Source organism: Oceaniovalibus guishaninsula JLT2003, from assembly GCF_000299575.1.
In the GTDB taxonomy this organism is placed as follows: Bacteria; Pseudomonadota; Alphaproteobacteria; order Rhodobacterales; family Rhodobacteraceae; genus Palleronia; species Palleronia guishaninsula.
Genome location: NZ_AMGO01000001.1, coordinates 67,191 through 89,357, shown reverse-complemented (window position 1 = coordinate 89,357; position 22,167 = coordinate 67,191). Strand labels below are relative to the sequence as shown.

Below are 22,167 nucleotides of genomic sequence, written 5' to 3'. Positions count from 1 at the left end.
CGTCGCTCAGGATCCGCCCTTCAGCCCCATCAGGGCGGCGGCGAAGGGGTTGTCGGGGTCGATGGCCTTCTCGCGGCGGGGCGGCTGCGCGGAATGGCTGGCGGCCTGCTGCGGCTTGTCCTCGGCCTTGGGCGGCCGCTTGCCCTTGCGCTGCGGCTTGTCGCCGCGCGGGCCGCGCTGGCTGTCGCCCCGTCCGTCGGCATCCGGGCGCGGCCCGCGATTGCGGCGGGGCGGCGCCCAGGTAAAGGTATAGAACGTCTCGACCGCGGCCGGTGCCGCATTGGCATCCGTCGCGGCCGCCACGGACCCGTCACCGTCCTTGACCGCGACCGCCGCCTCGACAGGCTCCGCATCCGTTGCCGCCGCCACATCGGCATCCGTCACCGCCGCGACCGGATCGGCCTCGGGCACCGACAATACCGGCGTATCGGCGGGCGGCGGCACGTCCGGCCCCGTATCTGGCCCCACCGGCGGGTCGATCTCGGGTCCGATATCGGGGCCGCCCGGCGGGGGGCTGGGGCCTTCGTCGGGCGCCTCGCCGGGGGTATCGCCCGGCGGTCCCGGCGGCGCGGGCGGCTCGGCGGGGCCCGGCCCCGGTCCGGGGTCGGGAATGTCGGTGGCCTTCGCATCGCTCGCCTTGACGGGCTTCGCCTTGGGCCGCTCGCCCTTCTCGGCGCGGTATCCCAGACCTTCCATCAGGCCCGCGAACTGGTCCAGCGTCATGCCGGTGATCGACAGCATGTCGGCCTTCGCCTCGAACCCGCCGCGGCTGTTTTCCGCCCGGATCATGTCGGCCAGCCGTTCCAGCATGTCGATGCGGATGGCCCGCGTGCCGACGGCGCGGTATCCGGCCATCGCATAGGTGCCCTCGGGCGCGTCCGCATCGACGGGGATCGTCACCAAACCGGGCGGCGGCGCTTCGGGCAGCGTGTCCAGCCCCCGCGACAGCCCCCACAGCACCATCCGCAGCCGCGTCGGCGCGGGCTTCAGCAATGCGGGCAGGAAGATCGTGTATTGCCCGAACCGCAGGCCGTGCTTGCGCAACGCGGCGCGCGCGTCCTGATCCAGATCCTTGACCTCCTGCGCCACGGCGTCGCGCGGCAGGATGCCGAAATGCTCGACCATGCTGAACGCAAAGCCGCGCGCCAGTCCGGTCAGCGCCTCGTCGCCGCGCAGGGTCAGCAGCGGCTCGAACAGGGCGGCGATGCGGCGGTCCACGAAATGCTGCAACCGGCGGCGCACCTTCTCGGCCACCTCCCCGCCCGCCTCGTCATCGACAAAGGCGACGATGCCGGGCTTCAGCGGATCGTCGCCCCTGGTCAGCCGTCCCACCGCATCGGTGCCCCACATCAGGCCGCCCTGTTCGGTCACGTCGATCTCGGTGTCGGGCGCGTTATAGAACCGGTCCGAACGCAGATGGAATTGCGGCGCCAGCGACGCGACGCTGGCCTGCCGCAGCGTCTTGGCCTCGTCGCCCGTGGCGTTCGGGTCGGCGCGGAAGCGGAAGCCTTCCAGCCGTCCCAGCAACTGCCCCTCGACCGACACCTCGCCCTTGTCGTTCACATCCGCCACAAGGCTCTCCTTCTGCTTGAGCCGCCGCAGCAGCACGCTGGTGCGCCGGTCCACGAATCGCTGCGTCAGCGCCTGGTGCAGCGCATCCGACAGCCGGTCTTCTACGGCACGGGTCGCCCCCCGCCAATGGCTTTCGTCGTCCACCCAGCCCTTGCGCTGCGCCACGTAGGTCCAGGTGCGGATATAGGCCAGCCGCTTGGACAACGCGTCGATGTCGCCGTCGGTTCGGTCGATCCGCTTGACCTGCCGCGCCAGCCAGTCGTCGGGCACCCGGCCCCATTCGTTCAGGAACCCGAAGATCCGCTCCAGCATGCCCGCATGTTCGCCCGCGCTGATACCACGGAAATCGGGGATGCGGCACACGTCCCACAAAAGCCGCGTCGCGGGCGCCTGGCGACAGGCATCGCGGATCGCGGGCAAGGCCGCCAGCGTCTTCAGCGCCGCCAGATCGTCCGATTCGCGCGCCCGCGCCAGCCGCTCGTCGTCGCTGCGCGCCTCCAGCGACGCGATAAGCGCCTCGGGGGTTCCGAATTGCAGCGCCGCGTTGCGCCATTGCAGAACCTTCAGCGGCGCGAAGCGATGCTCGGTGATCGCCTCGACCACGTCCTCGTCCAGCGGCGCCGCCTCGCCCGTCACGCCGAACGTGCCGTCCTGCATATAGCGCCCCGCCCGCCCGGCGATCTGCGCCAGCTCGTTGGGCATCAGCGGCCGCATCCGCCGCCCGTCGAACTTGGTCGTGCCCGAAAACGCCACATGGTCGATGTCCAGGTTCAGCCCCATGCCGATTGCGTCGGTGGCGACCAGGAAATCCACGTCGCCGTTCTGATACATGTCCACCTGCGCGTTGCGCGTGCGGGGGGACAGCGCGCCCATCACCACCGCCGCCCCGCCCTTCTGGCGGCGGATCAGCTCGGCGATGGCATAAACGTTTTCCACCGAAAACCCGACGATGGCGCTGCGCGGGCGCATCCGGCTGATCTTGCGGCTGCCCGTATACATCAGCGTCGAGAAACGCTCGCGCCGCAGGAACTGCGCCTGCGGCACCAGCGCCGCGATGGCCCCGCGCATCGTCTCGGCGCCCAGAAACAACGTCTCATGGGTGCCGCGGCTGCGCAGCAGCCGGTCGGTAAAGACATGCCCCCGTTCGGGATCGGCGCAAAGCTGGATCTCGTCCACCGCCAGGAAATCGGCGCCCATCCCCTCGGGCATCGCCTCGACCGTGCAGACCCAGTATTGCGTGCGTTCGGGAACGATCCGTTCCTCGCCCGTCACCAGCGCCACGACCGAGGGGCCGCGGGCGGCGACGATCCGGTCATAGACCTCGCGCGCCAGCAGCCGCAGCGGCAGGCCGATGACGCCCGTTCGATAGCCCAGCATCCGCTCGATCGCGTAATGCGTCTTGCCGGTATTCGTCGGCCCCAGAACCGCGGTGATCCGCCCGGCCTGGAAAGCGCCGGCCTGCGTCGAAGATGCCATTCCCGCCTTCCGGCCCGCGCCCGGACCCTTGCCTTGGCCCCGAACATGGTCGCCCGCGCCCGTGGGCGCAAGGCCGCGCGCCCGTCACAGCGTGCGGCCGCCGGTTTCCAGCTCCAGCCGGGCGATGGCGTCGTCGGCCTGCGGGCTGGCGGGATAGATCGCCACCACCGCGCGCCAGGCCGCCAGCGCGCCCTCCTTGCGCCCCGTCTCGTCCAACATGATCGCCAGCCCCGACAGCGCCCCGAAATGCCGCGGGTTCAGCGCCAGGACGATGCGCACGTCCTCCATCGCCGGACCGTATTGCCCCAGCGCGAAGAACGCCGTCGCCCGCGCGTTATAGGCTTCGGCGAAATCCTGCGCATGGTCGATCAGCGCCGTCAGATGGCCGATGGCCTGCGCGGCGTCGCCCTCGTCCAGCGCGTCGCGCCCGCGTTGCAGCAGCAGATCCATCGCCGGCGATCCCGATTTCGACCATTCCGCGCCGATCTTGTCCACGATCCGCGGCGCGGTCTCGGCATCGGCGGCGCGCAGCGCGTCGAACAGATCGTCCAGCGGCACGTCCTGCGCCCCGGCCGACCCCGCCAACATCGCCGCCGCGATTGCCGCCACGACAGAATTGCGCCGCATCATGGCACCCTCCATACATTTGCCGAGTTTAGACCCTATCGTGTCGTTTGCACCCCCCACAAAGGGCAATGCAGCGGCGAAACCAGTCACGATCGAGGGAAGACCGACATGAGCGCAGTAATCGACCAGGCCGTCACCGAACTCAACGCCAAGCTGGACGGCGGATTCGACGGTTCCGCCAAGTTCGTCATCGAGGACGAGGGAAGCATCGTCATGGATCCGCAGGGCGCGCGCGCCGGCGACGACGCCACCGACGTGACGATGACCGCCGACGCCGACACGTTCAAAAAAATCCTCGACGGCGCGCTCGACCCGACCACCGCCTTCATGACCGGGCGGCTGAAGGTGGACGGCGACATGGGCCAGGCGATGAAGCTGGCATCGGCGCTCGGCTGATCCTGCACGCCATGACCCTTCCCGACCCGGCGCCGTTCCACGCCGATGTGGCCGACGGTCCGCCGGGCGGCGCGGCGCACTGGCTGCGCACCGCCGACGGCCTGCGCCTGCGCGTCACGCACTGGCGCCCCGACGATGCGCGCGGCACCGTCCTGCTGTTTCCCGGCCGCACCGAATACGCGGAAAAATACGGGCCGGTTGCCGAAACGCTGGGCCGCGACGGCTGGGCGGTCATGGCGATCGACTGGCGCGGCCAGGGCCTGTCCGACCGCATCCTCGACGATCCGCTGGGCGGCCATGTGCTGCAATTCACCGATTACCAGATCGACGTGGCGGCGATGCTGGGGGCGGCGCGGCGGCTGGGCCTGCCCCGGCCCTGGCACCTGCTGGCGCATTCGATGGGCGGCGCCATCGGCCTGCGCGCGCTCGACGGCGGGCTGCCGGTGGACAGCGCGACCTTCTCGGCGCCGATGTGGGGCATCCGTCTGGCCGCCGGGATCCGCCCCTTCGCCTGGTCGCTCAGTTGGGCCGCGCGGCATCTGCGGCTCGATCACCATTATGCGCCCGGCACGTCCGGCGCGCCCTATCCCGACGCCGACCGCTTCGCCGCGAACATGCTGACCCACGATCCCGACCGGTTCGCCTGGATGACGGCGCAGGTCGAACGGCATCCCGAACTGGCTTTGGGCGGCCCGTCCCTGCGCTGGCTGAACGAGGCGCTGCGCGACGGTCGGCGTCTGGCCATGCTGCCGTCGCCGCGCTTGCCCTGCCTGACCTTCCTCGGCGGCCAAGACATGATCGTCGATCCGGACCCGATTCGGCAGCGCATGGCGCATTGGCCGGGCGGACGGCTGATCGAGCATCCCCGATCCCGCCACGAACCGATGATGGAATGTCCGCCTATCCGCGACGCCGTCTTCGACGCGATCCGCGCCCATCTGGAATCGACCGGCGCGCATTAGCGAAATGTAAATCCTCGGGGCGCAGGATGGCGGTGCTCTTACGCTGACGGAACCCCGCCATGATCGACCAGATTGTCTACGCCTCGACCTCATCCACCGGCGACTTCACACCGGATCTGCCCGACATCCTGCGCTGCGCGCGCCGCAACAACCCCGAACTCGGCATCACCGGGCTGCTGGTGGTCGGCGGCGGCACCTGCCTGCAATTGCTCGAGGGCGAACCGGAACAGCTCGACGCGCTGTTGTCCGATCTGAATACCGATCCGCGCCATGGGCATATCGTGGTGATGGAACGCCGCCACGCGCCCTCGCCCGCCCTGCCCGGCTGGGCGATGGGCTATTCCGATGCCGGGCCGGCCGAATCGGACCTGATCGCGATGGCGCATGACGCGATGGCCGGCCTGCCGTCCGATCCGGGCATCATCGACCGCATCGTTGCGCTGGCCCGCGCCGTCCCCGACCGCGCCATCGCCTGACGGCCAGGCAGCACACCTTGGCAATCGCGCTTGCCGCCCTAGACCAAGGGCATGGCCGATCCGCTGCTCAGCTTCACCGAACGCGGCATCTATTGCGCGGCCGGTGACTTCTATATCGACCCGTGGCGCCCCGTCGACCGCGCGCTGATCACCCACGGCCACTCCGATCACGCGCGCGGCGGCATGGGCCGTTATCTGGCTACCGAGGCCGCCGCCCCGGTCATGCGGCACCGGCTGGGCGACATCGCCCTCGGCACGGTCCGCTACGGCGAAACCCGGCGCATCGGCGACGCCACCGTCAGCTTCCATCCCGCGGGCCACGTTCCCGGCTCCGCCCAGATCCGCGTCGAACGGGGGGGCGAGGTGTGGGTCGTCTCGGGCGACTACAAGACCGAGGATGACGGCCTGTCCGAACCCTGGGAACCCGTGCGCTGCCACGCCTTCATCACCGAATGCACCTTTGGCCTGCCGGTGTTCAAATGGCGCCCCCAGCCCGAGGTCGCCGCCGAGATCGACGCCTGGTGGCGCGCCAATCGCGAGGCCGGACGCGCGTCCATCCTGGGCGCCTATGCCCTGGGCAAGGCGCAGCGCATCCTGTCGGCCATCGACGCCGGCATCGGTCCCATCCTGACCCACGGCGCGGTCGAAGCGACGAACGAGGTTCTGCGCGCCCAGGGGCTGCCGCTTCCCGACACCATCCGCGTCACCCCCGAAACCGACCTCAAGTCATACTCCGGCGCGCTGGTCCTCGCCACGCCTTCCGCTCTGGGCACCCCCTGGGCGCGCCGCTTCGGTCCCGCCTCGACCGGGCTGGCCAGCGGCTGGATGACCCTGCGCGGCGTCCGCCGCCGCCGATCCGCCGACCGGGGTTTCGTCCTCAGCGACCATGCCGACTGGACGGGCCTGAACGACGCGATTCGCCAAACCGGGGCCGAGCGTGTCTTCGTCACCCACGGCTATACCGCCATCTTTCGCCGCTGGCTGGAAGGTCAGGGATACGATGCGGGGATCGTCGAAACCGACTATGGCGACGACCGACTGGAAGACGAGGACGCGGCATGACGCGACTTGTACGTTTTTGCCCGCGACCTGTACAATTTGTACGTATCGCATGAAACGCTTCGCCGCCCTTTTTACCCGTCTGGACCAGACGACGCGCGTCAACGCCAAGGTCGATGCGCTGGCCGATTATTTCGGCCAGGCGCCCGATTCCGACCGTCTATGGACCATCGCGCTGCTGTCAGGGCGGCGTCCGAAACGCACCGTGACCACCACCCGCCTGCGCGAATGGGCGGCCGAGCGGGCTTCTATCCCCTTGTGGTTGTTCGAGGAATCCTATCCCATCGTCGGCGATCTGGCCGAAACGATCGCCCTCGTCCTGCCCGATCCCGCCCATGTTTCGGACCTGCCCCTAAACCACTGGATCGACGAGATCCGCAACCTCGCCCGTGTCGAGGAACCTGTCCGCAAGGCGCGCATCCTCGACGCCTGGGACCGTCTGGAAACGACCGAGCGGTTTGTTTTCAACAAGTTGATCACCGGCGGCTTCCGAATGGGCGTCAGCCGCAAGCTGATGACCCGCGCCCTTTCCCGCGCCACCGGCATCGAGGAATCCGACCTTGCCCATCGCCTGATGGGCGACTGGACCCCCGACACGACCAGCTTCGACACGCTGGTCCTGCGCCCCGATCCCGCCGCCGACCTGTCGCGGCCCTATCCTTTTTACCTTGCCTATCAACTGGATGGCGACCCTTCCTCACTCGACGATCCGCCTGCCGACTGGGCCGCCGAACGCAAATGGGACGGCATCCGCGGCCAGTTGATCCTGCGCGGCGGCGATTGGCACCTCTGGTCCCGCGGCGAGGAACTGATCACCGACCGTTTCCCCGAACTGGCCGCGCTGGCCGATCACATCCCCCCCGGCACCGTCCTGGACGGCGAGGTTCTGGCATGGCGCGACGAATATCCTTTATCATTCAATGTCTTGCAAAGCCGCATCGGCCGCAGGACCGTGCCGAAGAAGCTGCTGACGGAAGCGCCGGTGATCCTTTACGCCTATGACCTGCTGGAATGGCAGGGGCAGGACATCCGCCAGCGTCCCTTCACCGACCGCCGCAACCTGCTGGAATCACTGGCAGGTTCCGTTCCCCGCGCGATGCCGCTGCGTATCTCGCCGCTTCTGGACTTCGCGACATGGAACGACCTTGCCGCCCTGCGCGCCGACAGCCGCAGCTTCGCCGCCGAAGGTGTTATGCTGAAACGGAAAAATAGCCCATACCGCGACGGGCGGCGCAAGGGCGATTGGTGGAAATGGAAGGTCGATCCGCTGACCATCGACGCGGTGATGATCTATGCCCAGCAGGGCGCCGGCCGCCGCGCGAACCTGTTCACCGATTTCACCTTCGCCGTCCGCGACGGCGACGGTCTGGTTCCCTTCACGAAGGCCTATAGTGGGTTGACGGACAAGGAGTTTCAACAGATCACGGCCTGGGTCCGCAAGAACACCGTGAACAGGTTCGGGCCGGTCCGTCAGGTCACGCCGCACCATGTGTTCGAGATCGCCTTCGAAGGGATCCAGGCCAGCCCCCGCCATAAATCCGGCGTGGCGCTGCGCTTTCCGCGCATGTCCCGATGGCGCCACGACAAGCCCATGACCGAGGCCAACACATTGACTGATTTGAAGGAAATGCTCGCCGCCTATGGTTGATGCGCGGGCCGCCCTTGGCGTTTCCGTCCCGCCGGCTTATCTGCGCAGCATTGACCGAGGAAGGAACCCCGATGCCCGATCTGCCCCGCCCCGTCCACGACGCCAACGCGACCGCCGGCGGCAAGAACCTTGGCGCGTTGCCGGTCTGGGATCTGTCCGACCTCTACACCGCCCCCGACGCGCCCGAAATCGCCGGCGACCTCGACCAAGTCGAAGCGGAATGTGCCTCGTTTTCTGAGGATTACGAGGGGAAGCTCGCCCATCTCGACGCGGCGGGGATGCTGGATTGCGTCCATCGCTACGAACGGATCGACCGGATCGCCGGGCGGATCATGTCCTATGCCGGACTGCGGTATTACCAGCAGACGACCGATGCAGACCGGGCCGCCTTCCTGTCCGACTGCCAGGACAAGATCACTCAATTTACCGCCCCGCTGGTCTTCTTCGCGTTGGAAGTCAACAGGATACCCGATGACCGGCTCGATGGCCTGTTTGCCGCGAACGGCGATCTTGCCCGTTACAAGCCCGTCTTCGACCGCTTGCGCGCCATGCGTCCCCATCAGTTGAGCGACGAGCTTGAGCGCTTCCTCCACGATCAGTCTGTCGTCGGCGCGTCTGCCTGGAATAAGCTTTTCGACGAAACAATCGCCGGGCTGGAATTCGAGGTCGATGGCGAGGTCATGGGGATCGAGTCGACGCTGAACCTGCTGACCGAGCAGGACCGCACCGTTCGCGAAGCGGCCGCGCGCGAACTTGCGGGCGTTTTCGGCAACAACGTCAAGACCTTCGCCCGCATTCACAACACGCTGACCAAAGAGAAGGAGATCGAGGATCGCTGGCGCAAGATGCCCACGCCGCAGACCGGCCGCCATCTGTCGAACCACGTCGAACCCGAAGTGGTCGAGGCGCTGCGCAACGCCGTGGTCGCCGCCTATCCGCGTCTGTCGCACCGGTATTACGAACTGAAACGCAATTGGCTCGGGCTGGACCGCATGCAGGTCTGGGACCGCAACGCCCCCCTGCCAATGGAAGAGACCCGCACGATCGGCTGGGACGATGCCCGAAAGACGGTGTTGGACGCCTACGATGACTTTTCGCCCGAACTGGCGAAGCTGGCCGAGCCGTTCTTCAACCGGGGGTGGATCGACGCCGGCGTCAAGCCCGGCAAGGCGCCCGGTGCCTTCGCCCATCCCGCCGTTACCGATGTTCATCCCTATATCATGTTGAACTATCTTGGAAAACCGCGGGACGTGATGACGCTGGCGCATGAGCTGGGCCACGGGGTTCACCAGCGCCTGGCGGCCGACCAGGGCGAATTGCTGGCCTCGACCCCGCTGACGCTGGCGGAAACCGCCAGCGTCTTCGGCGAGATGCTGACGTTTCGCAAGCTGCTGGCATCCACGACCAACGCGGGCCAGCGCAAGGTTCTGCTGGCGGGCAAGGTCGAGGATATGATCAACACCGTGGTGCGGCAGATCGCGTTCTACGATTTCGAATGCAAGCTGCACGACGCCCGTCGCAATGGGGAGCTGACGCCTGACGCCATCAACGCGCTTTGGATGTCCGTTCAGGCCGAATCACTCGGCCCCGCCTTCGATTTCATGGACGGATACGAGGTTTTCTGGACCTACGTGCCCCATTTCGTGCATTCGCCCTTCTACGTCTATGCCTATGCGTTCGGCGACGGGCTGGTGAACGCGCTCTATGCCGCCTATGAGGATGGCACGCCGAACTTCCAGGAGAAGTATTTCGAGATGCTGCGCGCCGGCGGGTCGAAGCACCACAAGGACCTGCTTGCGCCGTTCGGTCTGGATGCCAGCGACCCGGCCTTCTGGAACAAGGGGTTGACGGTGATCGAAGGCATGATCGACGAACTGGAAGCGATGGAGGGCTGATCAGCCGCCCTGTGCCAGCGCCGCGTCGATCATGGCCTGCGTTCCCTTGCTGAATTCCAGCGAGGGAACGTAGGTGCTGCCAGTCGACGCGGCATGCGTGAAGGCCTCGACCTGAAGGACATACTGGTTGACGCCGGGCCAGCGACGGATCGTGACTTCGTTCTCGTCCGTTTCGATCCGCAACTCCGCCTGATCGTAGACACCTGCATTGAACGGTGTCGTCAGCGTCAGGATGCCCGTGCGCCCGTGAAAGACGACCTGCTGGCGCTTGCGCATGCGGGTCGAGACGATGGCATGATATGTGAAGCCGGGAAAGTCCGCGTTGACTTCGGCGAAGGTGTCGAAGTCTTTTTCCATCCGCAGCCGGGCGGTCAGCCCAAGCGGTTCCTGCCCTGTGGCGAACCGCACGGAACCGAACGTGTAAACGCCGATATCGCGCAAACCGCCACCGCCCATCCCGACGAGATTACGGATATTCTGCGGATCGTTGCCGTTGTCGTAGGTGAACACCGCATCGACATGGACGAGCGGCCCTATCGTTCCGGCCGCCAACAGGTCGCGGATAGTCGTCCATTGCGGATGATGGACGATCATGAACGCCTCGGCCGCAAGACGACCGGTCTTGTCTCGCGCACGGATGAGGGCGTCGAACTCGGCCGCATGCATGGCCATCGGCTTTTCGCAAAGCAAATGCTTGCCTGCGTGAAGGGCCTTCAGCGACCATTCGACATGCAGATGATTGGGTAGCGGTATATAGACGGCGTCGATGTGCGGATCGTCCAGAAGCGCGTCATAGCCGTCGTGAATCGTCACATCGGGCACGAGTTCCACAAAAGTAGCGGCCTTGGCCGGATCGCGCGAGGCGATTGCGGCCAGGGTCGACCCGCGCGCGCCGTGAATCGCCGGCGCCATATGGTTCAGGGCAAACTTGGAAGCCCCGAGAATACCCCACCGCATGATGCCCCCTGACGGCCGACCGGGCCGGCCGTCAGGTTAGCGCAGCCGTCAGGCGTTCGCCAGAAGACCCTTCTGGCCGGCCAGTTCGGTCATGCGCTTTTGCAGCTTCTCGAAGGCACGCACTTCGATCTGGCGGATACGTTCGCGACTGACGGAATACTGCCCCGACAACTCCTCCAGCGTGACGGGCTGATCCTGAAGGCGGCGCTGCATAAGGATGTCCTTCTCGCGGTCGTTCAGCACGTCCATCGCGTCGGCCAGAAGTGCGCGCCGGGTCTCGAGCTCGTCCCGTTCGGCATAATCGGTCGCCTGGTCGGCGTCCTCGTCCTCCAGCCAGTCCTGCCATTGCGCCGCACCCTCGCCGTCGCTGCTGATCGTGGCGTTCAGCGACGCGTCGCCGCCCGACAGCCGGCGGTTCATGCTGACGACCTCGGCCTCGGTCACGCCGAGATCGTTGGCGATGCGCTGGACATTCTCGGGTCGCAGATCGCCTTCTTCCAAGGCGCCAATGCGGTTCTTCGCCTTCCGAAGGTTGAAGAACAGCTTCTTCTGAGCCGAGGTGGTGCCGAGTTTTACCATGCTCCACGACCGCAGGACATATTCCTGGATCGAGGCACGGATCCACCACATCGCATAGGTGGCCAGACGGAAGCCCTTTTCGGGATCGAACTTCTTGACCGCCTGCATCAGCCCGACATTCGCCTCGGATATGACTTCGGCCTGCGGCAAGCCATAGCCACGATAGCCCATGGCGATCTTGGCCGCCAGGCGCAGATGCGACGTGACCATCTTGTGCGCCGCTTCGGTATCGTGATCCTCGACCCAGCGCTTGGCCAGCATGTATTCTTCTTCAGGCTCCAGCATCGGAAACTTGCGGATTTCCTGAAGGTAACGGTTCAGCCCCTGTTCGGGGGACGGGGCCGGCAGATTTGCGTAACTTGCCATTGTCGCTCCCTTTCGACGGACCACTACAGTCCTGCCCTTACAAGATAGTAAACCGAACGGTTCAGTTCAACCCGAGCGGCTGGCATCAGTGCCTTCAGAGAAAGGAATGGCTTGTCGTGACTGGGTGTTCCAGCATGACATGTGCCGGTCACGGCGATGTGTCGTCCGTCTCGCCATCGAATGCGGCAAGAAGGGCGGTCATGTCGGAAGGAAGCGGGCTGGCGAACGATATCCTGCCGCCGGTCGCGGGGTGTACGAAGCCCAGTGTCGCGGCGTGGAGGGCCTGACGCGGGAAAAGCCCGGCCGCCTCTGCCGCCCGTTCCCCTGCCGTCCTTGACGACAGCGCGCGGCGACGGCCATAGACGGGATCGCCCAGCAGCGAATGGCCGGCATAGGCCAGATGGACCCGGATCTGGTGCGTGCGCCCCGTTTCCAGCCAGCAGCGCAACAGCGCGGCGGCCCCGCGCAGGGGGCGTTCGACGCGAAAGCGGGTGATCGCATGCCGGCCGGATTTCACCACCGCCTGCCGCTGGCGGTCGGCTGGATGGCGTCCCAGCATCGTCGCGATCCGCATTACGGCACCCGGTTCGACGGTCACACCGTCTAGGCCGCGCAGACGCGGATCGCCGGGATCGGGGACGCCATGGCAAATCGCGGCATATTCCCGCTCGACATCGTGGGCGGCGAATTGCGCTGACAGTCCGTGATGGGCACGGTCGGTCTTGGCCACGACCAGCAGGCCGCTGGTATCCTTGTCGATGCGATGGACGATCCCCGGTCGCCCCACGCCGCCCACACCCGACAGGTCCGTGCCCAGATGGTGCAGCAGCGCATTGACCAGGGTGCCCGAGGCCGAGCCGGGCGCAGGATGCACGACCATGCCCGCCGGCTTGTCGATGACCAGCAGGTCCGCATCTTCGTGCACGATGCGAAGCGGAAGTGCCTCGGGCGCGATATGGGTGGCGCGCGGCGGAGCGAGGGCGATGTCGATGGCGTCGCCCGCCGCGACGCTGGCCGTCCCCTGCGTCAGAACGGCGCCGTTCCGGCTGACGCAACCGTCGGCGATCAATCGGGCGAGCCGGGACCGGCTGAGATGCGCATCGGGCGGCACGTCGCGGGCCAGCGCCTTGTCCAGTCGCGCGGGCGGGTTGTCCGCGATGACGACGCGCAGTAGGACAGGCGGCATGGTCGATATATCCTCACCGGATCGCGGGTTGGTGCTGCTGAAATGGCTGGTCACGGGCCTGACCGCAACGATGATGATCGGGCTTGTGGTCCTGATCGGACTGTTCGTCACGCGGTTTCCCGACAACGCCCCGTCCCTGCCCGCCAGCCTGACCTTGCCCAAGGGCGAGAAGGCGATGGCCGTCACGATGGGAACGGGCTGGATCGCGGTCGTCACGGAAAGCGACGAGATCCTGATTTATCCGCCCGATGGCGGCCGGATCGTGCAGCGCGTGACGATCCAGACGGAAAACTAGCGATGGTACCACCGCCCCGGCTCGAACGGGGGACCTCCTGATCCACAATCAGGCGCTCTAACCAACTGAGCTACGGCGGCACTCGGGCTGTCTGATACAAAGCGATGCCGCCGATTGCAAGTCCGCATCGACCGCTTGCCAGCCGCGCGGACGCGCGCTAGGCGACACCCGAAGATGCGGAGAACCTCATGGGTATCAACGACACCAGCGACACAAGCGCGAACCTGCAAATCGGGCCGACGGATAAGGGGAACGTGCGGATTTATGTGGAAGGCGACGGTATCGACCTGCCCCTGGATTTCGACCCCGAGGAAGCCGAGGAGATCGCCGAGGAAATCCGCGCCGCCGCCGCCGTGGCGCGCACCCTGTCGGCGCCCAAGGGCCGCAAGGGGCGCTGACGCCTACTGTCCGGCCAGCCGGACGCCCGGATCGCGCAGTGCCTGCAACCGCCGCGCCGCATGAACGGCGAACTTGCGCATCATCACCCTGCGCCGCGCACCCGCCAGCCGCGTGGGATCGGGCATGCGAAGAACCTCGGCATCATAGGCATCGCCGACGATCAGCCCCGTGCCCTCGGGCAGAAGATCGGCCGGAAAATCCGTATCCACCGCCCAGAAATAGCGGTCGCACCATTCCAGATAGCCCTGCCATTTCGCGTCGCCCATGAAGTCAGCGCGGCTGGACTTGCACTCAACGATCCAGATCTCGTCCTTCGGGCCAAGCGCCATCACATCCACCCGCAGCCCCGACCGCGGAACAAGCTCCTCGACCGTGGCGAAGCCCAGGGCGGCCAGATGACGGCACACGCCGCGCGCCAGCAACTGGCCCGGCCGGAAATGCGAAAGGTCCATGTCGTTCGGCATGTCCGTCTGGTGAACGGAACGGAAACGAAAATCAAGCCCTGCGCGTGGTCAGCGACCCCTTGCCGCGCAGGCCCGCGCACCCTAATTCAGGGGCAGGCGGGTACTGCCCTTCCCGTGCCGGGATCGAATTCCGGTGGCCTTAAGCACTTCCGAGGGGGCTGGCTCTGATCGGACCGTGGTTCGTTCACCTGGCTCCCACCTGTTAAATCAGGTCCTCGGGAATTAGCTATCCCGACGATAGTGGTGGTCCCGCCTACCTTCCCGCATCAGCCTGGCGAAGGGCCGTCAGCGACGGCCGACGGCAACCGGCAATGGATCAGCCGTATAGTCCGGCAGACCCCTGTCGTCGTCATCGTCCTTTTCGGCCATCGCGAAGATCGCCAGACCGTTTTGCACGCCGCTAAAGACGATGCCGTTGAAAAAGACCATCAGGAACGTCGCCAGAACGCCGATGTCGGAATGGGTGACGAGGTGCCAGAGGTTGCCGATATTGAAGTAGAACAGCAGCCCGGTGAAGATCGCGGCCCAGAGAAAGCCGATGGCGGTGTTCCTGACATAGAAGCGCGCGATCTGGGGCATGTCCCTACTCCTGCGTGATGCATACCCGGCAAGATAGGGCAGACCGGGGCTGTTGCCAATCGGGGCGGACGATCAGGCGAACGCGCCCGGTTGGGCTTCCCGCGCCATATGATCGAGAACCGCGTTCACGAATTTCGGTTCGCGCCCGTCGGGAAAGAAGGCCTTGGCGACGTCCACATATTCGACGATGACGACGCGCGGCGGCGTCCGGCCTTCGACAAGTTCGGCCCCCGCCGCCCGGAACAACGCGCGCAGGGTCGGGTCGATGCGGTGGATCGGCCATTTCGCGACCAGCGCGCGGTCGGTCATCTGGTCGATCCGCGCCTGATGATTGACCGCATCCTCCAGCAGCATGCGGAACAGATCGACATCGCCCTCGGCCATCTCGCCTTCGTCATAGACGGCGCCGAAGCGGTGATCCTCGAACTCGGCCCGCACGCGGTCGATCCCGAGGTCCGAATGTTCCATCTGAAACAACGCCTGCACCGCGTAAAGGCGCGCCGCCGACCGCATCTGCCGCTTGTCGGGCTTGCGCGTGGCTGGCCGGTCGGCGGTCATGCCCCTGCCCCGCCGGCCCGAAAGCCCAGCCCCTTGCCGGATCTGTTCCAACGGCGCGTCAGCGCGACAAGGTGCAGCGCCGCCAGCGCCGCCCCGCCGCCCTTGTCCTGCTCGCCTGCGCGAACGGCCGCCTGGGCGTGGTTTTCGACCGTCAGGATGCCGTTGCCGATGCAGACGCCGTCCAGACCCATCAGCGTCAGCGCACGGCTGCTGTCGTTGCAGACCGTGTCGTAATGCGTCGTTTCGCCCCGAATGACGCAGCCGAGGGCCACGAAGGCATCGAAATCGCCGGTGCGCTGCGCGATGCGGATGGCGGTCGGCACTTCCAGCGCGCCCGGCACCTCGGCCAGTTCCCATTCCGCGCCCGCATCCTTCAGCGCCCGCTGCGCGCCGGCGACCAGATCATCGGCGATGTCGCGGTAATAAGGGGCGACGACGATCAGCACCTTCACCGGACCGTCGAGATCGGGAAGCGGGGGGGTGTAATGCGCCTGTCCGGCCATCAGTCGATCTCCGATATCCTGCGGGTATCCGCGATTTCCAGCCCGTAGGCATCGAGACCCACGATCCGGGGCCGGGGCGAGTTGGTCAGAAGGACCAGCCGGTGCAGCCCCAGGGAACTGAGGATTTGCGCGCCCAGCCCGTATTGGCGCAGCGTCTGGGGCGAAACCTCGTCATGGGCGGCCAGCTTCATAGTCAGGTCGCGCAGCAGCACCAGAACGCCGCGCCCCTCGGCCGCGATCAGTTTCATCGCGTCGCCGAATTCGCGGGCCCTTCCGCCGCCGCCCGTGCCGACTACGTCCAGCAATGGGTCCATCGCATGCATCCGCACCAGCACCGGTTCGGGGCCGGAAATGTCACCCCGAATGAGGACGATATGCTCGGCGCCCTGGGTTTCGTCGGTATAAAGACGCATTGTCCACTCGCCGCCGAATTCCGACACGATCTTCTGTTCGCCGCGCATCCGAACCAGATTGTCGTGCCGGCGGCGATAGGCGATCAGGTCGCTGATCGTCCCGATCTTCAGGTTATGGCGCTGCGCGAAGGAAACGAGGTCGGGCAGCCTGCTCATCGACCCGTCGTCGTTCATGATCTCGCAGATCACGCCCGAAGGGTTCAGGCCGGCAAGGCGCGCGATGTCCACCGCCGCCTCGGTATGGCCCGCGCGGACCAGCACGCCGCCGTCCCGCGCCCGCAGCGGAAAGACATGCCCCGGCGTCGCGATGTCGGCGGCGGTGGCGGCGCTGTCGATGGCCACGGCCACGGTCCGCGCGCGGTCATGGGCGCTGATGCCGGTGCTGACGCCCTCGCGCGCCTCGATGCTGACGGTGAAGGCGGTTTCATGACGGCTGGAATTTTGCGACGCCATCAGCGGCAGGCCAAGCGCGTCGATCCGGCTGCCCGGAAGCGCCAGACAGATCAGACCGCGCCCGTATGTCGCCATGAAGTTGATTTTCTCGGGCGTGGCCATCTGCGCGGGGATGACCAGATCGCCCTCGTTCTCGCGGTCCTCGTGATCGACGAGGATGAACATCCGGCCGTTACGCGCATCTTCGATGATTTCCTCGACCGAGGAAATGGCGTCGGCGAAGTGGTCTTGGTCGGTCATGGCTGGTCCTGTCGGTTCGGCGCCGCAGATAGCGCGCCCGCCGCGCAAAGACCAGAACCAACCCCGCGACTGCGGAGGGGGCACCGCGTCACAATGTCTGTGCAAGCCGTGCGACGTAGCGCGCCATCGTATCGACCTCGATATTCAGCAGATCGCCCACGGCGACCGTGCCCCATGTCGTCACGGCCTTGCTGTGCGGTATGAGGTTCACGTCGAAGCTGGGCCCGTCGGGATCGTCGCGAACCGCGTTCACCGTCAGCGACGTGCCGTTCAGGGCGACGGACCCCTTTTCCGCGATGAAACGCGCCAGCGCGACAGGGGGTGCGACGGTGAAGCGGGTGCTGCCGTCCACCTCCTCCCGCTCGATCACCTCGGCGGTGCCATCGACATGGCCCGACACGATATGGCCGCCCAGCTCGTCGCCCACACGCAAGGATCGTTCAAGGTTCAGCCGGGTGCCGGGGACCCAGCCGGTCTGTCCGATATTGGTGCGCGCCACCGTCTCGGCGCTGATCTCGACGTCGAACCAGGGGCGCGGATCGGTCCCTGTGGCAATGGCGGTCAGGCAGACGCCATCGCAGGCGATCGACGCGCCGCGCTGGATGGTGGCGACGTCGTAGTTGCAGCCGATCCGCGCCCGCAGATCGCCCTTGCGCCCGACTTCCAGAACCTCGCCGATATCGCTGATCAGTCCGGTGAACATGGCAACCTCTCGCTCTGACCGGTCGTGTATCGCGCCATGGCCCTAGCGGCGCAAGCGATCCGTAAGGTTGCCGTCGTCCAGCCGATCCCATTCATGCAGCACGTCGCCCCCGATCGACCGGGCGGCATGCAGCGCAAAGCGCGGGGCGCCCGCCAGCGTATCGAGCCCAAGCGGGCCGATTGCGGGCGTTCCATCGGACCCCAAGGCAAGACCGGCAGTAAACCCCAGCAATCGGTCGACCAGCCTGGCCCGCAGCAGGGACGCGGCCAGCACGCCGCCGCCTTCGCAGAAAACACGGGTCAACCCGGCCTGACCGAGATGCTCGAGCGCTGCCTTGACGTCCAAGATGCCATCCGCAAGCGGCACCTCGACGCAGCGCGCGCCCGCCTCGGTCCAGCGGGCCTTGCGATCGTTCGGGGCGTCCGGCCCATGCAGCAGCCACAAGGGCGCATCCGCGACCGATGCCGCAAACCGGCCCTCTGTCGGCAGATCGAGCCGCTGCGATAGAACCACCCTAAGACGCGGCGCCTGGCCCATGCCGCGAACCGTCAGGACGGGATCGTCGGCCCGGACGGTGCCACCCCCGACCATGATCGCGTCATGGGTCAGACGCATCGCATGCACCGCGCGCCGCGCATCCGGGCCGGTGATCCAGCGCGACGCGCCACTGGCGGTCGCGATCCGGCCATCGAACGAAGCGGCCAGCTTCAGCGTGACCAAAGGACGCCCTTCGGCCAGCCGCCGCAGGAACCCCGCGTGATCGCGGCGCGCGACCGCTTCGCACACCCCTTCGACGACTTCCACCCCGGCCTGCCGCAGCCGCGCATGACCCCGGCCCGCCACCCGCGCGTCGGGATCGCCCATCGCCGTCACCACCCGCGTGACGCCCGCCGCGGCAAGTGCGTCGGCGCAAGGTGGCGTATGGCCGTGATGCGCGCAAGGTTCCAGCGTGACATAGGCCGTAGCCCAGCTTGCGGCAGGGCCCGCCTGGTCCAGCGCCACCCGTTCGGCATGGGGCCGCCCGCCCGGCTGGGTCCAACCGCGCCCGACGACCCGGCCTTGCGCGACGATGACGCATCCGACGGCCGGATTGGGCCAGACCGCCCCCTGTCCGCGCCGGCCCAGCGTCAGCGCATGGGCCATGTGGCGGGCATCCTCCGCCGTCAAGTGCCGGAGGTGGGGGGCCGCAATTCGCTGACGAAGCGGTCGAAATCGTCGGCGGCCTGAAAGTTCTTGTAAACGCTGGCGAACCGCACATAGGCCACGGTGTCGATCCGGGCCAGACTTTCCATCACGATCTCGCCGATGGTCTTGGACGGGACATCGGTGTCGCCCAGGCTTTCCAGCCGCCGGACGATGCCGCTGATCATCTGATCCATCCGTTCGGGATCGACAGGCCGTTTTTGCAGCGCGATGCGGATCGAGCGTTCCAGCTTGTCGCGGTCGAAATCCTCGCGGCGGCCGTTCGACTTGATGACGACCAGATCGCGCAACTGCACCCGTTCGTAGGTCGTGAACCGTCCCCCGCAGGCTGGGCAGAGCCTGCGACGACGGATCGCCACGTGATCCTCGGCGGGACGGGAATCCTTGACCTGGGTGTCGACGTTTCCGCAAAACGGACAGCGCATGATGCCATTCCCGACGATTGTTCCTGCGGTAAACTAGACCGACCGGACGAGATGTTGAACAGCATTCTTCGTCGGCACCATATCTCGGGGCGGCGGCCGCTCAGGACAGATGCGCGGCGACCCTGCGATCGTGCGGGGCATCGCGATGCTCGACCAGAAAGACGCCCTGCCAGGAGCCTAGGACCATTCGGCCTGCCCTGACCGGAATGGACAGGCTGACCGGAAGGAGTGCAGCGCGCAGATGCGCCGGCATATCGTCGGGCCCTTCCGCGCGGTGCCGGATCCACCCCATCCCCTTGGCATCCGCTCGCGGCGCCAGGCGCGCCAGCCAGTCGCACAGGTCGGCCTGAACATCGGAATCCGCGTTCTCCTGGACGAGCAGGGAACAGGACGTGTGACGAACGAAAAGCGTCAAGATGCCGTCAGCGTCAGGCGGCAACCAGTCCGCTGCCATCGCGGTCAACGGATAGAAGCCTGGACCTGACGTGCCTACACGGAACTCCGTATGCATTCTATCGTCCGGCGGGGGTGTCGCAGAACTGGCGCGCATAGGCGGCACTCAGCCCCCGGCCCCCGAAAAGGCGCAGTAATCCGGTCGGCATCGCCGCCGCAGGGTCGAAGCCGAAATCTATCCCCTCGCCCGACCGGCGGACAGGGGGTGAAACCCGATAGATCTGGGTATCGGTCGGCAGGCCGAGGCTGCCAATGACGTAATCGCCTGCCGCGCACCAGAAGGCCGGCGCGCCGGCATTGCCGTTCCAGGCGACATGAAAACCGGGCTGGCGCTCGGTCACGATCAACCCGTTCTGCGCGGTGAAAGCCGCACTTGGCGAGGCCGCAAGCAGCAGACTGACCGTCGCGGCGACCCTGGTTGCGAACATGGCTTTCCCTTCTACTGGCCAATAGGAACTCCGGCCTCGCGCACGCCGTTCCCTTCCCGTGTCCTCAGGATGAAGGAGTCGAACATGGCCGACACAGACCCCGAGAAGCGGCAGGAAACGGCGAGGGTCACGAATGACCCGAAAACCGGGCCCGGTTCGACATCGGACCCCAACCAGGCCAACCTGACAGGTCAGCCCGAACAGCCAGCGACGCCCGTTCGCGTAAAGCCGCGGCCCTATGACACGAACGATCCCAAGGATGGCCCCGGCACGACATCGGATCCGAACCAGGCCAACCGCACCTGATCGTCAGAGTGCCTGAAGTTTCCCGCGCGGCGCGTCTTCCGCATCGTCGGTATCGTGCGCGACGGTCATCGTCTTGGAGGTTCGCGCGCCCATCGCCTTGAGCTTTTCGACCTGTCCGATTGCGTTACCCGATCCGCGCGTCAACTGTCCCAGCGCCTTGTCGTATTGCGCCTTGGCGGAATCGAGCGACTTGCCCACCGATTCCATGCTTTGGACGAACGACACCAGCTTGTCGTAAAGCTTGCCAGCACGGTCGGCGATGGCTTCGGCGTTATGTTCGCGCCGATCGACCGTCCAAACGTGATCGACCGTGCGCAGCGTCACCATCAGTGTCGTCGGCGTCGCGATCCCCACCCTCCGTGAAATGGCATAGGACGCCAGATCGCCCTCCTGCCGCCACGCTTCCGCGAAAGCCCCTTCGATGGGCATGAACATCAGCACGTAATCGACGCTGCCGCTGTCGAGTGTCTGGTATCCCTTGGCCGACAACAGATCGACATGCCGCCGCACCGCCGCGATGTGTGCCTTCATGTGACGTTCGCGCTCGGCTTCGGTTTCGGCGGCGATCGCGGCCTCGTAACTGACCAGCGACACCTTGGAATCGATGACCAGGTTCTTATCGCCCGGCATCCTGACGACGACGTCGGGACGCCAGGCGACGCCCTCCTCGTCGCGGCGATGTTCCTGCACCAGATAATGCGTACCGCGTTCCAACCCGCTTTCCTCGAGAATACGCTCGAGGATCAGCTCGCCCCATGCCCCCTGCCGCTGCTTGTCGCCTTTCAACGCGCGGGTCAGGTTGACGGCTTCGGTGGAAATGGCTTCGGACCGTTGCGTCAGATGGCGGATCTGCTCGCCCAGCCGGGCGCGTTCCTTGTCGGCTTCGCCATGCACCTTGCGCAATTCCGTCTCGAACCGGCCGACATGTTCGCGGAACGGCGTCAGCAGCTCGGCAAGTTTCGACTGATGACTCTGCGACAGTTCCGCGCCGGTCTGCTTGAGAACCTGACCGGCAAGATCCGAGAATTGCCGGGCCATCGTTTCCCGCAGGGCCGTCAACGTTTCAACCTCGCGTCGGGCCGAGGCGAGGCGTCCGTCCGCGTCCACTTCCAGCGCCTTGTGCCGCACTTCAAGCGCGGAATGCCTGTCTCGCAGGCCGTCCCGTTCGGACCGGGCAGTATCGCGCTCCCGCTCCATCACCTGCACGGCCGGTTCCAGCGACGCGATGCGTTCCGTAAGGCGCGACACCTGTTGCAGCGCGTCCGTTCGCGCCGCATCGGCAGCCTTGCAATCGGCTTCCGCCCCTTCGAGGCGGGCGCGGGCCTGGGCCGCGGCATCGCGTTCCCTGTGGTGATCCCGCGCAAGCCCGTCGCGTTCAGTGCGCAGCCGGACCGACGCGGCATTCGCCCTTAGCCACATGACGCCGAGCAGCAGCGCCAGCAAAGCCAGCGCGATCACGGCGAAGGTCACGATATCGGGCGATAAGAGGGGCATGGCTGCATCCAAGAAGTTACCGAATGTTCGCCATTTACCCCATTGCCGTCAA

At 66.5% G+C, this 22,167-nt stretch carries 25 protein-coding genes and 1 tRNA gene; 9 read left to right on the top strand and 17 right to left on the bottom strand.

The window, feature by feature from the left end; translation table 11 throughout:
* Nucleotides 1–6: 6 nt before the first annotated feature.
* Nucleotides 7–3,048 (bottom strand): helicase-related protein, encoded by a 3,042-nt coding sequence (locus tag OCGS_RS00460; protein WP_007425242.1) that lies wholly within the window; start codon nt 3,046–3,048, stop codon nt 7–9.
* Between the two features lie 84 nt (nt 3,049–3,132).
* Nucleotides 3,133–3,675: a tetratricopeptide repeat protein gene (locus OCGS_RS00455; RefSeq protein ID WP_238538193.1), complete on the bottom strand. Its 543-nt coding sequence runs from the start codon at nt 3,673–3,675 to the stop codon at nt 3,133–3,135.
* A 108-nt stretch (nt 3,676–3,783) separates the two neighbouring features.
* On the opposite strand from OCGS_RS00455, the gene OCGS_RS00450 reads away from it, so the two are divergent.
* The 6 genes from OCGS_RS00450 (at nt 3,784) to OCGS_RS00425 (ending at nt 10,111) form a co-directional block, all read left to right on the top strand.
* Nucleotides 3,784–4,071, top strand: coding sequence for an SCP2 sterol-binding domain-containing protein (locus tag OCGS_RS00450; RefSeq protein ID WP_007425240.1), 288 nt, complete (start codon nt 3,784–3,786; stop codon nt 4,069–4,071).
* Between the two features lie 11 nt (nt 4,072–4,082).
* Nucleotides 4,083–5,033, top strand: coding sequence for an alpha/beta fold hydrolase (locus OCGS_RS00445; protein ID WP_007425239.1), 951 nt, complete (start codon nt 4,083–4,085; stop codon nt 5,031–5,033).
* A 59-nt stretch (nt 5,034–5,092) separates the two neighbouring features.
* Complete coding sequence (locus OCGS_RS00440; RefSeq protein ID WP_007425238.1) at nt 5,093–5,509, top strand: BLUF domain-containing protein; 417 nt, start codon at nt 5,093–5,095, stop codon at nt 5,507–5,509.
* A gap of 51 nt (nt 5,510–5,560) precedes the next feature.
* Nucleotides 5,561–6,571: a ligase-associated DNA damage response exonuclease gene (locus OCGS_RS00435; protein ID WP_007425237.1), complete on the top strand. Its 1,011-nt coding sequence runs from the start codon at nt 5,561–5,563 to the stop codon at nt 6,569–6,571.
* Nucleotides 6,572–6,620: 49 nt separating this feature from the next.
* Nucleotides 6,621–8,216 carry an ATP-dependent DNA ligase gene (locus OCGS_RS00430; protein WP_007425236.1) on the top strand — a complete coding sequence of 532 codons (1,596 nt, stop codon included), beginning with the start codon at nt 6,621–6,623 and terminating at the stop codon, nt 8,214–8,216.
* A 71-nt stretch (nt 8,217–8,287) separates the two neighbouring features.
* Complete coding sequence (locus OCGS_RS00425) at nt 8,288–10,111, top strand: M3 family oligoendopeptidase (RefSeq protein WP_007425235.1); 1,824 nt, start codon at nt 8,288–8,290, stop codon at nt 10,109–10,111.
* Here the strand turns inward: OCGS_RS00425 and OCGS_RS00420 are convergent, their stop codons facing one another.
* From OCGS_RS00420 to OCGS_RS00410, 3 genes are all read right to left on the bottom strand, one after another.
* Nucleotides 10,112–11,068, bottom strand: coding sequence for a Gfo/Idh/MocA family protein (locus OCGS_RS00420; RefSeq protein ID WP_040610176.1), 957 nt, complete (start codon nt 11,066–11,068; stop codon nt 10,112–10,114).
* Nucleotides 11,069–11,116: 48 nt separating this feature from the next.
* The gene (rpoH, locus tag OCGS_RS00415) at nt 11,117–12,013 is read right to left on the bottom strand and encodes an RNA polymerase sigma factor RpoH (RefSeq protein WP_007425233.1); all 897 of its coding nucleotides are present in this window, start codon (nt 12,011–12,013) and stop codon (nt 11,117–11,119) included.
* 148 nt (nt 12,014–12,161) lie between these two features.
* The gene (locus OCGS_RS00410) at nt 12,162–13,199 is read right to left on the bottom strand and encodes an RluA family pseudouridine synthase (protein WP_007425232.1); all 1,038 of its coding nucleotides are present in this window, start codon (nt 13,197–13,199) and stop codon (nt 12,162–12,164) included.
* On the opposite strand from OCGS_RS00410, the gene OCGS_RS00405 reads away from it, so the two are divergent.
* Complete coding sequence (locus tag OCGS_RS00405) at nt 13,198–13,494, top strand: DUF6476 family protein (protein WP_007425231.1); 297 nt, start codon at nt 13,198–13,200, stop codon at nt 13,492–13,494. The two genes, OCGS_RS00410 and OCGS_RS00405, sit on opposite strands and share 2 nt — an antisense overlap.
* A gap of 3 nt (nt 13,495–13,497) precedes the next feature.
* Here OCGS_RS00405 and OCGS_RS00400 read toward each other — a convergent pair.
* Nucleotides 13,498–13,574: transfer RNA gene (locus OCGS_RS00400), tRNA-His, on the bottom strand.
* Nucleotides 13,575–13,682: 108 nt separating this feature from the next.
* Between OCGS_RS00400 and OCGS_RS00395 the strand changes: the two genes are divergently transcribed.
* Nucleotides 13,683–13,892, top strand: a complete 210-nt coding sequence (locus tag OCGS_RS00395) for a DUF6324 family protein (protein ID WP_007425230.1) — start codon at nt 13,683–13,685, stop codon at nt 13,890–13,892.
* 3 nt (nt 13,893–13,895) lie between these two features.
* Here OCGS_RS00395 and OCGS_RS00390 read toward each other — a convergent pair whose 3' ends face one another.
* From OCGS_RS00390 to OCGS_RS00345, 10 genes are all read right to left on the bottom strand, one after another.
* Entirely contained in the window at nt 13,896–14,357 is a 462-nt protein-coding gene (locus tag OCGS_RS00390) for an MmcB family DNA repair protein (RefSeq protein ID WP_007425229.1), read from the bottom strand.
* Nucleotides 14,358–14,642: 285 nt separating this feature from the next.
* Nucleotides 14,643–14,936 (bottom strand): hypothetical protein, encoded by a 294-nt coding sequence (locus OCGS_RS00385; protein WP_007425228.1) that lies wholly within the window; start codon nt 14,934–14,936, stop codon nt 14,643–14,645.
* Nucleotides 14,937–15,008: 72 nt separating this feature from the next.
* Nucleotides 15,009–15,494: a transcription antitermination factor NusB gene (gene nusB, locus OCGS_RS00380; protein WP_007425227.1), complete on the bottom strand. Its 486-nt coding sequence runs from the start codon at nt 15,492–15,494 to the stop codon at nt 15,009–15,011.
* Nucleotides 15,491–15,997 carry a 6,7-dimethyl-8-ribityllumazine synthase gene (locus tag OCGS_RS00375; protein ID WP_007425226.1) on the bottom strand — a complete coding sequence of 169 codons (507 nt, stop codon included), beginning with the start codon at nt 15,995–15,997 and terminating at the stop codon, nt 15,491–15,493. The genes nusB and OCGS_RS00375 overlap by 4 nt, the downstream gene beginning before the upstream one ends.
* A complete protein-coding gene (ribB, locus tag OCGS_RS00370) occupies nt 15,997–17,103 on the bottom strand; it encodes a 3,4-dihydroxy-2-butanone-4-phosphate synthase (protein WP_007425225.1) in 1,107 nt (368 codons plus the stop codon). Before ribB ends, OCGS_RS00375 begins: the two co-directional genes overlap by 1 nt.
* Nucleotides 17,104–17,191: 88 nt before the next feature.
* Nucleotides 17,192–17,806: a riboflavin synthase gene (locus OCGS_RS00365; RefSeq protein ID WP_007425224.1), complete on the bottom strand. Its 615-nt coding sequence runs from the start codon at nt 17,804–17,806 to the stop codon at nt 17,192–17,194.
* 42 nt (nt 17,807–17,848) lie between these two features.
* Nucleotides 17,849–18,973 carry a bifunctional diaminohydroxyphosphoribosylaminopyrimidine deaminase/5-amino-6-(5-phosphoribosylamino)uracil reductase RibD gene (ribD, locus tag OCGS_RS00360; RefSeq protein WP_338009665.1) on the bottom strand — a complete coding sequence of 375 codons (1,125 nt, stop codon included), beginning with the start codon at nt 18,971–18,973 and terminating at the stop codon, nt 17,849–17,851.
* Nucleotides 18,970–19,434: a transcriptional regulator NrdR gene (gene nrdR / locus OCGS_RS00355; RefSeq protein ID WP_007425222.1), complete on the bottom strand. Its 465-nt coding sequence runs from the start codon at nt 19,432–19,434 to the stop codon at nt 18,970–18,972. The genes ribD and nrdR overlap by 4 nt, the downstream gene beginning before the upstream one ends.
* A 100-nt stretch (nt 19,435–19,534) precedes the next feature.
* The gene (locus OCGS_RS00350; RefSeq protein WP_040610174.1) at nt 19,535–19,945 is read right to left on the bottom strand and encodes a secondary thiamine-phosphate synthase enzyme YjbQ; all 411 of its coding nucleotides are present in this window, start codon (nt 19,943–19,945) and stop codon (nt 19,535–19,537) included.
* A 1-nt stretch (nt 19,946) separates the two neighbouring features.
* On the bottom strand, nt 19,947–20,315 hold the full coding sequence (locus OCGS_RS00345) for a hypothetical protein (protein ID WP_007425220.1): 369 nt from the start codon (nt 20,313–20,315) through the stop codon (nt 19,947–19,949).
* 84 nt (nt 20,316–20,399) lie between these two features.
* On the opposite strand from OCGS_RS00345, the gene OCGS_RS00340 reads away from it, so the two are divergent.
* Nucleotides 20,400–20,621 carry a hypothetical protein gene (locus tag OCGS_RS00340; RefSeq protein WP_007425219.1) on the top strand — a complete coding sequence of 74 codons (222 nt, stop codon included), beginning with the start codon at nt 20,400–20,402 and terminating at the stop codon, nt 20,619–20,621.
* A 3-nt stretch (nt 20,622–20,624) separates the two neighbouring features.
* Here the strand turns inward: OCGS_RS00340 and OCGS_RS00335 are convergent, their stop codons facing one another.
* Entirely contained in the window at nt 20,625–22,115 is a 1,491-nt protein-coding gene (locus OCGS_RS00335) for a DNA recombination protein RmuC (protein WP_007425218.1), read from the bottom strand.
* Between the last annotated feature and the right edge of the window lie 52 nt (nt 22,116–22,167).

Bases quoted from the DNA above. Each gene is read 5' to 3' on its own strand.
- OCGS_RS00445 (WP_007425239.1), top strand. From the start codon at position 4,083: ATGACCCTTCCCGACCCGGCGCCGTTCCACGCCGATGTGGCCGACGGT.
- OCGS_RS00335 (WP_007425218.1), bottom strand. From the start codon at position 22,115: ATGCCCCTCTTATCGCCCGATATCGTGACCTTCGCCGTGATCGCGCTG.
- OCGS_RS00430 (WP_007425236.1), top strand. From the start codon at position 6,621: ATGAAACGCTTCGCCGCCCTTTTTACCCGTCTGGACCAGACGACGCGC.
- OCGS_RS00420 (WP_040610176.1), bottom strand. From the start codon at position 11,068: ATGCGGTGGGGTATTCTCGGGGCTTCCAAGTTTGCCCTGAACCATATG.
- OCGS_RS00405 (WP_007425231.1), top strand. From the start codon at position 13,198: ATGGTCGATATATCCTCACCGGATCGCGGGTTGGTGCTGCTGAAATGG.
- OCGS_RS00410 (WP_007425232.1), bottom strand. From the start codon at position 13,199: ATGCCGCCTGTCCTACTGCGCGTCGTCATCGCGGACAACCCGCCCGCG.
- OCGS_RS00345 (WP_007425220.1), bottom strand. From the start codon at position 20,315: ATGTTCGCAACCAGGGTCGCCGCGACGGTCAGTCTGCTGCTTGCGGCC.
- OCGS_RS00460 (WP_007425242.1), bottom strand. From the start codon at position 3,048: ATGGCATCTTCGACGCAGGCCGGCGCTTTCCAGGCCGGGCGGATCACC.
- OCGS_RS00440 (WP_007425238.1), top strand. From the start codon at position 5,093: ATGATCGACCAGATTGTCTACGCCTCGACCTCATCCACCGGCGACTTC.
- OCGS_RS00390 (WP_007425229.1), bottom strand. From the start codon at position 14,357: ATGCCGAACGACATGGACCTTTCGCATTTCCGGCCGGGCCAGTTGCTG.
- OCGS_RS00395 (WP_007425230.1), top strand. From the start codon at position 13,683: ATGGGTATCAACGACACCAGCGACACAAGCGCGAACCTGCAAATCGGG.
- OCGS_RS00455 (WP_238538193.1), bottom strand. From the start codon at position 3,675: ATGCGGCGCAATTCTGTCGTGGCGGCAATCGCGGCGGCGATGTTGGCG.
- rpoH (WP_007425233.1), bottom strand. From the start codon at position 12,013: ATGGCAAGTTACGCAAATCTGCCGGCCCCGTCCCCCGAACAGGGGCTG.
- OCGS_RS00450 (WP_007425240.1), top strand. From the start codon at position 3,784: ATGAGCGCAGTAATCGACCAGGCCGTCACCGAACTCAACGCCAAGCTG.
- OCGS_RS00425 (WP_007425235.1), top strand. From the start codon at position 8,288: ATGCCCGATCTGCCCCGCCCCGTCCACGACGCCAACGCGACCGCCGGC.
- nusB (WP_007425227.1), bottom strand. From the start codon at position 15,494: ATGACCGCCGACCGGCCAGCCACGCGCAAGCCCGACAAGCGGCAGATG.
- OCGS_RS00350 (WP_040610174.1), bottom strand. From the start codon at position 19,945: ATGCATACGGAGTTCCGTGTAGGCACGTCAGGTCCAGGCTTCTATCCG.
- OCGS_RS00385 (WP_007425228.1), bottom strand. From the start codon at position 14,936: ATGCCCCAGATCGCGCGCTTCTATGTCAGGAACACCGCCATCGGCTTT.
- OCGS_RS00340 (WP_007425219.1), top strand. From the start codon at position 20,400: ATGGCCGACACAGACCCCGAGAAGCGGCAGGAAACGGCGAGGGTCACG.
- nrdR (WP_007425222.1), bottom strand. From the start codon at position 19,434: ATGCGCTGTCCGTTTTGCGGAAACGTCGACACCCAGGTCAAGGATTCC.
- OCGS_RS00365 (WP_007425224.1), bottom strand. From the start codon at position 17,806: ATGTTCACCGGACTGATCAGCGATATCGGCGAGGTTCTGGAAGTCGGG.
- OCGS_RS00435 (WP_007425237.1), top strand. From the start codon at position 5,561: ATGGCCGATCCGCTGCTCAGCTTCACCGAACGCGGCATCTATTGCGCG.
- ribB (WP_007425225.1), bottom strand. From the start codon at position 17,103: ATGACCGACCAAGACCACTTCGCCGACGCCATTTCCTCGGTCGAGGAA.
- OCGS_RS00375 (WP_007425226.1), bottom strand. From the start codon at position 15,997: ATGGCCGGACAGGCGCATTACACCCCCCCGCTTCCCGATCTCGACGGT.